Below are 7,631 nucleotides of genomic sequence, written 5' to 3'. Positions count from 1 at the left end.
GTCTGTACGATATTGGTGCTTATGAGTACCCGAAGAGCGTGACTGCAAGAGCCCCCGCGGCGCCGATTGGGCTGCGAATCACAGTCTTATAGCTGGCGCGCACAACCAATAGGGTAAATCGAGTAGGGATGAGGCGAGCGGATAAGGCTCGCCTCATCCTTTTTGCAGATCCGTACGTGCGAGAAGAACGCCTTCAGATCGCCCCAAGAAAGCCGCCGAAACTGGCGGAAAATCATCAGGCTGCATAAGCCTACCTTGTGTCCCGGGAACAGGGGCTCGGGCTGTCGATTGTCAGGGTCATCATCGAAGCCCACGGCGGCACCATCCAGATGGTAGCCACCCCGGTCAAGGCACGCGGATGTCCTTTTCCCTGCCCCGGTAAGCCGGGCTTTGCTCCCGGGTACTCATGTTGCCACACTCGGAGCAGACAACATCGTTCCAGGTCACCTGGCCCCTCAGTGTGCAGTCCCCTTGCGTGCCGCGGGTGAAGCGGCAGGGCTTTCTCGCCGCGATCCACTGCGGCAGAAAGGGGCCGTGTTCATGCTTTTCCCGTTTTCTGGTCGGGACTTCCTCGGCGTTTCCGCAGTGACCGCAGCGGATCTCGATAAGGCCTGTTGTCGGGTTGTACCGCTCGGTGATATCGTCTTCCATCTCCTGCCTCGTTATCTTCGTCCTCACCTGGTATCAGGCCGTTATCGAAGTGCTTGTAATTACAGCCGCTCCTAGATTGCACGGGTTTTCTGTTTTCGTTGAAAACGTGTGCCCCATCCAATGGGTGCAGCGGGTGAATCTGCCCCCACAATTATATTCAAAGCTGGCCCTACAGCCGTGGGCAACTTTGGCCTATGATTCATTAGAACGGCAGGCCAGGTAGCAGGTTATCAAAAACAGAGTCGGGACAACAGCGCAATGCCTGCCTCTATCTCGCTGGCGCTCATCCCGCCGAACCCGAGCAGCAGCCGGGTCGCGGCGGGTTCGCCTGCGGCGCAGGTGGCCGAAAAGGGGAAGAGCCCGATGCCATGCTGCGCAGCCCGCGAAATGATCTCCGCTTCGCTGAGGGATATGCCGGGAAGCTGCAGCACAATATGGAGTCCGGCGCCCTGCCCGACAATCTCGGCCCGGGAGCCGAAGCGCTGCGCGACGGCCCGGATCAGGACGTCATGCTGTTTTTTATAGATGGCGCGCATTCGCCGGATATGCCGGTCCCAGTGCCCCTGCTCCATGAATTTTGCCAGGGTTCTCTGTTCCAGCAGCGAGACGGTGGAAAAATAATCGTGAAAAAGCCGGCGGTAGGCGTCCAGCAGCGAGTCGGGCAGCACCAGGTAGCTCAGGCGCAGGGCAGGGGAGAGGACCTTGGAAAAAGTCCCCAGGTAGATGATATTTCCCCGCGGGCGCAGCCCCTGCAGCGAGGGGATCGGCTTGCCGTGGTAGCGCAGTTCGCTGTCGTAATCGTCTTCGAGGATCAGCCGGCCGCCTGATTCGGCCCACTCGATCAGTTTCAGCCGGTTGGCGACGGGCATCACGCAGCCCATGGGCAGCTGGTGCGATGGGGTGACATAGGCCAGGGTGCCGCCGCTGCTGGCGAGGGCCTCCAGATCCAGCCCGTCCGCCCCGACCGGTACGGGGACGATCTCATAGCCATGGTTGCGAAAGACCGAGCGCGGCAGGTGATAGCCGGGATTCTCGACCGCCACCACCGAGTGGCTCCCCTTGAGTATCTGGGCGACCATGTCGAGGCTGTGCTGCAGGCCGGCGCAGATGACGATCTGTTCCGGGTCGCAGACCACGCCCCGTGAGCGTTCCAGGTAGAGTTGGATCATGCGGCGCAGGTTCAATTCTCCCTGGGGCGGGCCATACTGGACCAGCTCACGAGAGGTCTCGCGCAGGCATTCGCTGAACAGCTTGCGCCACAGCGGCGCGGGGAAGCTCTTCGGGGCGAGGCGGGCCGGGTGAAAATCGTAATCGAAGCGCGGCGCAGGCGTCGAGAGCGAACTGCGCAGGCGAGGTTTTTTCAACAGGGATAAGGGCGCGGCCTCCTGGTCGAGCGCCGAGACGAAATAGCCGCTGCGCGGTTTGCTGTAGATGTACCCCTCCGCGTACAGTTCCTGGTAGGCGCCTTCCACCGTGTTGCGGCTGGTTGCAAGTTCGATGGCCAGCTGCCGGACCGAGGGGAGTCGGGCATCGGCGGGCAGTTTGCCCGCCAGGATGTGCTCTCTTATCTGGCTGTAAAGTTGCTGGTATAGCGGGACAGGGGTATCGTTGTTCAGGATGAACATACGCGCTCCGATGAACACAATGAAATTTCGGCGGTCCTGAAGGCCGCTCAGGGCAGCTGTCGCACAGGCGTCAGCAGCAGGCTGACCCCTTCTCTTTTATGGAAACAGCTTAGGCCGATGGTGGCACATTTTCAAGTAGCGTGAGGCATAACCATACAAACGACAGGAGAACGACACGATGATTCCGGAAAAATTGTTGCAAGTACTGAAGCAGGATGGGGTGGTGGCCATTGCGACCATGGGGCAGGACGGACCGCACCTGGTGAACACCTGGAACAGCTACATACGCATCACCGCCGATGAACGCTTGTTGATTCCGGCGGGTTACATGGAACACACCGAGGCGAACCTGGCCTTGAACAACAAGGTGCTGATGACCCTGGGCAGCAGCAAGGTGGCCGGCAAGAACGGCCCCGGCACCGGCTTTCTGATCAGGGGGACGGCCGCCTTTGTCACCTCCGGCCCTGATTTTGATGTCATCAAAGCCAAGTTCGGCTGGGCGCGGGCGGCATTGGCCGTGACCATTGAATCCGCCACCCAGACGTTGTGAATCGAGGCATTCGCCGCCAGGGGAATGAGGATGGAAAGAGTCCAGGTCGATTCGGCCTGGCTTCTTTTATGTCCTTAATATGGAGGGTCGGAAGTTTCTAACTCCAGTGACTGAGGGCTACCGTCTTGATCTGGCGGCGTCCTCAGAAGGCCTGTCCTGCGGGGGATCAATCAGCACAACATGGAAGGTCGCACCCCCTCCAGGCGTTTCCTCCACCCATGCCCGTCCTTCGGCCATGCGGGCAATTCTCTGCACCGTGGCCAGTCCTACCCCAGTCCCCTCCCTGCTGCTTTCTGTTGCCCCTCGATAGAACAGATCGAAGATGCGGTCTTTTTCCCCTGCGGGAATCCCGGGGCCGTGATCCCGCACGAAGAAGGTGACTCGGTCGCCATCGCGCCTTCCTCCAACTTCGATGGTGTCTCCTTCCCCGTGGGTATAGCGCCTGGCATTGGAAATGAGGTTGTCGAAAATCTGGTACAAATGGCTTTTGGGAATCCTGAGTTGCGGCAAGGAACCGACCTTTACCGTCCGGGCTTCTTCAGGGTTTTCCCCAAACAGGCTTTCGATCACTTCCTGGACCACCTCCGAGGCGGGTACCGCTTCTGTCGGACGTTCGATCGGTCGCAGTTGTGCCAGGGCGAGGAGGTCTGTGATAAGGGCCTGCATCCGCTTGCCCTGCCTTTGGATGCCTGCAAGCAGATCGAGATCCTCCTGGTCCAGTTTTTCCGCACAGTCTTTGAAAAGCAGGGCGGCAAAGCAGAGGATGGAATTCAGGGGGTTGCGCAGATCATGGGAGACCGTGAAGACGAAGGCCTCCAGCTCCCGGTTGGCCTTCTGCAGTTTGGTCTGTGCTTCTTTGCGCTCTGAGATGTCGCGGAAGGACTCGATGGCGCCTCGAACATTGCCCTGTTGATCGTAAAGGATCGAAGCTTTTGCCCACAGGTAGGCACCCTGGCCATGGTGAAGATTTGGTGCAAAGACTTCGGCATAGAGGACGTCTCCGCGCCTATTGATGAAATCGTAGCTGGCCTCGATTTTCCCGTCGGTCCGCCTCAGCAGATCGATCAGGCATGGGCGTTTTTGGCCATAGAGGGGCAGGGCGTAGGCATAGTCCCCATGCCCCAGGATGGCGTCCTTGTTCACGCCGGTCATCTCCTCGATCGCCCGGTTCCACGCTACGACCTTGCCAGCATCGTCGATGGCAAAGGTGGCATCGGGTAAGAATTCGATGATGTCCTGCAGCTGCCGATGGGTGGACCGCAATTGCTCTTCGGCTTGCTGGCGGACGGTTATTTCGGCTTTAAGCTGACGGTTGGCGCGGGCGAGTTCGGCGGTACGCTCTTCAACGCGCAACTCCAGCTCGTTGTGGGCCTTGCGCAGTTCTTCAAGGCGCTTCTGCAGTTCGGGATAATAGTTTTTGCGATGAGAGAGCTCGCCCAGCCCGATGAGCTTTCCTCGCAGGGCCTCTTCATCGTCCGAAGGGTCAGAGGGATTCCTCATAGATTACCTCGATGTCGCGCTGATTGGCCCGGCGCGGATTGGTTACCATGCAGGGGTCTTTGAGGGCCTTTTTGCTGAGAGAAGACAGGTCTCCCCTGGTTATGCCGATATTGTTGAGTTTCAGGTCCAGGCCGACCTCCTGCTTGATGCTTCTGATATGGTTGAGCAGGGCCGCTTTTTTTTCTGTCGAATTCATCCCGCGCAGGTCAAGTCCCATGGCTTCGGCGATGCGCTCGAAGCGCTCGGGAGCCGCCGACAGGTTGAATGCGATCACGTGGTCGAGCAAGATGGCATTGCACTCACCGTGAGGGGCGTCCCTTTCTCCCCCCAGGCTGTGGGCCATGGCGTGGTTGGCCCCCAGGATCGCATTGGAGAAAGCCAGCCCGGCCTGCAGACTTCCTTGCATGATCAGGGTGCGCAGTTCGACATCCGTGGGGTTTTTGACCGACTCGGCAAGATGTTTGGATACCAGGCGAATCCCTTCCAGGGCGTGCAGGTCGGTCATCGGGGAGTGGGCGTTGGAGACAAAAGCCTCGATCCCGTGAGTCAGGGCATCCAGGCCGGTACAGGCCGTCAGAAAGGGATCCATGGAGGTGAGGGTGACCGGATCGATCAGGGCCAGGTCAGGCAAGACCGTCTTGCTGATGATGGCCACTTTGGTTTTTTCCGCCGAATTCAGGATGATCGCAAACTGGGAAACATCGGCGGAGGTTCCTCCGGTGGTCGGGATGCAGATCAGGGGAGGCATCGGGATCTCCACCATGTCCACCCCCTCGAAATCCAGAATAGGCCGGTTGTTGGAGCTCACGATGCCGATCCCTTTGGCGCAATCCATGGGGCTTCCGCCGCCGACCGCTACGATAGCGTTGCAGCGCTCGGAAGTGTAGACTTCGGCTCCGCTCATGACCTCTTCGGCACGGGGGTTGGGCGAGACGCCGGTGAAAAGAACGTACGGCAGCCCTTCCTTCTCCAGGCTGGCGCTGACGTCTCCAACCCATCCCGCCGCGACGACCCCGGGGTCGGAGACCACCAGGACTTTGCGGGCTCCCAGGTTCTTGGCGTAGCGGCCGGCAAGGTGTCGTGCCCCTCCGCCGAAAATGTATTCTGGGGCGACGAATTTGCGCAGTTCGGTCAACTGGGTCATGCGTTCCTCCTTTGCCCGGCAGGCAACCTGTCCCCCGCCGCGCCTGTGCCGCGTCGTTTCGACCGGGGCGCTACTTCCGGCGTTTATGGCAGCGCAGGTGCGTCGCAGCGAACGGGATTGTCATGATAGAAGCAGCGGGTCTGGCGGTGCGTCCCCCGGAGTTCAGGCTCTCTTTCCGGGCAGGGAGAAAGAGACTTTTGTGCCCTTGCCAGGTTCGCTCTCCACCCAGATCCGGCCGCCATGGGCTTCGATGATGGTTCGCGCCATCCCCATTCCCAGGCCCAATCCCTCAACAGCGGTGTCGGTCGTGTCGATTCGGTAGAAACGGTCGAAGATCCGTTCGATCTGTTGGGGGTCCATTCCGATTCCGGAATCTTCAACGGAAATTTCGATTTCCTGTGCCGACCGTTCAGCACACAGCCGTATGGTTCCCCCTTTAGGGGAATATTTGATCGCGTTGCTGAGCAGGTTGTCCAAAACCTGTTTGATCCTGCGTTCGTCAGCAATGGGCCGAGGCAAGTCGTCAGGCAGGATGAGCTCAATTCGATGCCTGTCCGAGATATCCTGGTAAAGCTCTGCCCTTTCGGCGAAGAGAATCTCGAGGTTGCAGGGGGCCGCATCCAGAACAATGGACTTGCCGGCTTGGACGATGCAGAGATCCATCAGGTCCTGAACGATGGTCGAGAGCCGTTCGCCGTTTTTGAGGATGTTTTGGAGGCCCTCCTGCATAAGCTTCGGGTCTTTTAACCCGTATTTTTCCTGCGTGATCAGCACTTCCGTAAATCCCAAAATCGAGGTCAGCGGGGTGCGAAGTTCATGGGCGGCCCGGGAGATAAAAGCGTCTTTCATGCGCACGAGTTCGCGCTCGCGGGTGATGTCACGCAGGATGGCGACCTCGCCGCTGACCTCTCCCTCCCGGTCTTGCACCGGCGCGAAATGGGTCTGGATGACCTGGGGCCATTTCCCCTCCCGGGTTGGGATCTCCCACTCGGTCGGGTCCCCTGAAGTGCCCAGAGGCCAGGCGCAGTGCGCCTGCGTATGCACCATTTTTCTTGCGAGCAGGTCTTCCAGGGGGCGGCCAATGGCCTTATCGAGAGGGGTGTCGAGAAGGGATTGGGCCGAGCGGTTCATCAGGACAATTTTTTTGTCGGTGTCGGTAACGATAAGGCCGTCAGCTATTGATTTGAGGATGGTGTCGATCTTGTTTTTCGACTTCTGTTCCTCGGCCAGAGTTGCTTTAAGGGCTTGTTCGGTCTGTCTGCGTTTGGTGATATCCCTGGCAACCGCGATAACATACGCTCGCTCCTGGAAAGACCTGCGAGCCAGGGTGATTTCTGCCGGGAAACTCTCTCCGTCGCGTCTGTACAGCGTCGACTCCACCATCGCTTGGCTTTGGGGGCTTGCAGAGGCGTTGCCGATGAGGTCGTGCGCCCTGGAGTCACTTCCCAGCGCCGAAAGATCGAAGATGGAGCGGCCCAGTAAATCCTCCGAGTCCCATCCCAGTTGGCGGCAGGAAGTTTCATTCAGGTCGATAATGTTGCCGTCAGGCACATCGAGCAGAAAGATGGCGTCGTTGTTGTGATCCAGAAGCGCTTTGAAGCGCTCCAGTTCATCGAGGCGCCGTTGTAGTTCGGGATAATAGCTTTTTCGATGCGAGCGTTCGCCCAGCCCGATCAGGCTCTCCCGTAAGTCGTTTTTCTTGTTTTCTGGGGAGTCAGCAGGACAGCGCATGGATTCCCTTGTCTGGTGGTTGTGCGGACCAGGGGCAACAACTCTCCCGAGGACTGATCAGATGCATCCGTGAGAAACGAAAATTAAGTATAGCATTTTTTTTGGCCACCACTCGGCGGTATCAATTCTCTGAATTAAGAATTTCGATGTGTGCCCCTCTTGCCGGGATTGATGCCGCCGAAGTGACGGGCGGCCAGGTCCTGACTATAGGCCATCGCATCCTCCTGTCCGACCGGCATTGCGGCATTCCCCCAATGCCGATATTGCAGACCCGAAAAAGATGCATTCGCAAAAAGTCTTGCGATGCCATCAAAAAAAGGCCTGCCGAAAACTCGGCAGGCCTTTGTCCATCCCTGTCTGTCGCTATTTATTCAGCGCTTCTTTGAGCAGGGCGATCCCCTTCTGCGAGGCGGTGATCGACTCGTTCAGG

At 58.8% G+C, this 7,631-nt stretch carries 6 protein-coding genes; 1 reads left to right on the top strand and 5 read right to left on the bottom strand.

Annotated elements, in window-relative coordinates; genetic code table 11:
- Positions 1-345: 345 nt before the first annotated feature.
- The gene (locus tag ABYV89_RS12435; RefSeq protein WP_432823277.1) at positions 346-651 is read right to left on the bottom strand and encodes a hypothetical protein; all 306 of its coding nucleotides are present in this window, start codon (positions 649-651) and stop codon (positions 346-348) included.
- Between the two features lie 230 nt (positions 652-881).
- Positions 882-2,276, bottom strand: a complete 1,395-nt coding sequence (locus ABYV89_RS12430; protein ID WP_432823276.1) for a PLP-dependent aminotransferase family protein — start codon at positions 2,274-2,276, stop codon at positions 882-884.
- Positions 2,277-2,454: 178 nt separating this feature from the next.
- Here ABYV89_RS12430 and ABYV89_RS12425 point away from each other — a divergent pair, with 178 nt between their 5' ends.
- Positions 2,455-2,826: a pyridoxamine 5'-phosphate oxidase family protein gene (locus ABYV89_RS12425; protein WP_432823275.1), complete on the top strand. Its 372-nt coding sequence runs from the start codon at positions 2,455-2,457 to the stop codon at positions 2,824-2,826.
- 117 nt (positions 2,827-2,943) lie between these two features.
- On the opposite strand, the gene ABYV89_RS12420 is transcribed toward ABYV89_RS12425, so the two are convergent.
- The 3 genes from ABYV89_RS12420 to ABYV89_RS12410 all read right to left on the bottom strand — a co-directional run bounded on the left by ABYV89_RS12420 (position 2,944) and on the right by ABYV89_RS12410 (position 7,201).
- The gene (locus tag ABYV89_RS12420; RefSeq protein WP_432823274.1) at positions 2,944-4,326 is read right to left on the bottom strand and encodes a sensor histidine kinase; all 1,383 of its coding nucleotides are present in this window, start codon (positions 4,324-4,326) and stop codon (positions 2,944-2,946) included.
- Positions 4,310-5,470 (bottom strand): alcohol dehydrogenase-like regulatory protein ErcA, encoded by a 1,161-nt coding sequence (gene ercA, locus ABYV89_RS12415; protein WP_432823273.1) that lies wholly within the window; start codon positions 5,468-5,470, stop codon positions 4,310-4,312. The genes ABYV89_RS12420 and ercA overlap by 17 nt, the downstream gene beginning before the upstream one ends.
- 162 nt (positions 5,471-5,632) lie before the next feature.
- A complete protein-coding gene (locus ABYV89_RS12410; RefSeq protein ID WP_432823272.1) occupies positions 5,633-7,201 on the bottom strand; it encodes a PAS domain-containing sensor histidine kinase in 1,569 nt (522 codons plus the stop codon).
- Between the last annotated feature and the right edge of the window lie 430 nt (positions 7,202-7,631).

The organism is Trichloromonas sp., from assembly GCF_041583255.1.
Classification (GTDB): Bacteria; Desulfobacterota; Desulfuromonadia; order Desulfuromonadales; family Trichloromonadaceae; genus Trichloromonas.
Note: the sequence above shows the minus strand (reverse complement) of the source record. Positions and strands in the feature narration are given on the sequence as shown.